Source organism: Gottschalkia purinilytica (genome assembly GCF_001190785.1).
GTDB classification, from domain to species: domain Bacteria; phylum Bacillota; class Clostridia; order Tissierellales; family Gottschalkiaceae; genus Gottschalkia_A; species Gottschalkia_A purinilytica.
In genome coordinates, this window is record NZ_LGSS01000058.1 from 1 (window position 1) to 1,107 (window position 1,107).

3 protein-coding genes are annotated in these 1,107 nt (G+C 28.0%); all 3 read right to left on the reverse strand.

All coding sequences use genetic code 11. The annotated features are described in order from the left end of the window. Positions 1-80: 80 nt before the first annotated feature. Complete coding sequence (locus CLPU_RS16315; RefSeq protein ID WP_050379143.1) at positions 81-308, reverse strand: hypothetical protein; 228 nt, start codon at positions 306-308, stop codon at positions 81-83. Positions 309-328: 20 nt separating this feature from the next. Continuing rightward, positions 329-712 (reverse strand): hypothetical protein, encoded by a 384-nt coding sequence (locus tag CLPU_RS16320; RefSeq protein WP_050379145.1) that lies wholly within the window; start codon positions 710-712, stop codon positions 329-331. 155 nt (positions 713-867) lie between these two features. Beyond that, positions 868-1,107 (reverse strand): hypothetical protein (locus CLPU_RS17405; RefSeq protein ID WP_157857751.1); only part of this gene is annotated, 240 nt, incomplete at its 5' end.

A 1,107-nucleotide genomic window follows, 5' to 3' on the forward strand; every position in this document is an offset into this window, starting at 1 on the left:
TATGTTGCCCATGTACTATTTTATATAAAGTTTCTTTATCCAATTAAACACCTCCTATTAACTTAAGACACTGGAAGCTGTTACGCTTCCCACGCCTCAACTATCTCTTCATTTTCTATTCTTATGCAAATAATAGGAGAATCTTCATCATTCTCGTAAGCTTGATAATCTATATGTTGATTACTTTCATCTTCGCTAACTATAATTTCTTTTTCACTTGTGTCAAATGCACAAATTACGTCATTTTTAAAATCTTCTGTAACCTTAATTCCTATCAAATTTTCTATTGTTCTTTTAATATCTAACATCTTTTATTCCTCCTCTAAATTTAAAAATTTATTTCATTTAATCTTTCTTGTAAATACCTACCCATACTTGCTGTACTAGCAATTCCTTTCATATCTTCAATGTATTTTCCTTGTCTGTTTAAATCATAATAACCTAATGTACAGCTCCTATAATCCTTGCCACCTCTTACATACCAAACTTGATTAATATAAATTCTTTTCTTACCATGCTTCTCCCAAACTTTAGCTCTTAAGTTTCCTGTACTTATTTCTATATCTTCTACTTCATAAACAAGATTTTGCACTTTTCTTTCTTCTAAAAGGTAAGTTAAACATAATTTGAACTGAGTTTTATAATCTACATCTTTAAATTTTTCTACTATTTCTTTTGTTAATCTATGTGCTTCTTTAAAAATAAATCTCATTTTACTTACCTCCTAGACTTTTTAGTAACGCTTTCGTTACTTCTTGATTATATTATATCACGTTTGCGTTACTTGTAAACCCTTTTTTCAAAATATTTTCAAAATATCGTTCGACATTTATTTCAAAAAATAAAAAAAGACTAGGGATTAATTCCCTAGTCTAAGACTTTCTTTAGCTCTATTACACATTTCTCTATCAAATCATCTAGCTTCTTTCGAGGAAGCAAAACATTTAATATAGGAAATCTTCTATATACTTCTCTAATAACATATTGTTTCTTTCTTTTGCCCTTATCACTTCCAAAGTATTTCTCTGCTTCTACAACTAAATCTAATACTATCTTTTTTGCTAATCTATCCTTACCTTTCTTAAATAAATAAAAAAGCACTATTGT

What these genes read in the sequence shown, in the direction of transcription:
- CLPU_RS16315 (WP_050379143.1), bottom strand. Translation starts at nt 308, where the DNA reads ATGTTAGATATTAAAAGAACAATAGAAAATTTGATAGGAATTAAGGTT.
- CLPU_RS16320 (WP_050379145.1), bottom strand. Translation starts at nt 712, where the DNA reads ATGAGATTTATTTTTAAAGAAGCACATAGATTAACAAAAGAAATAGTA.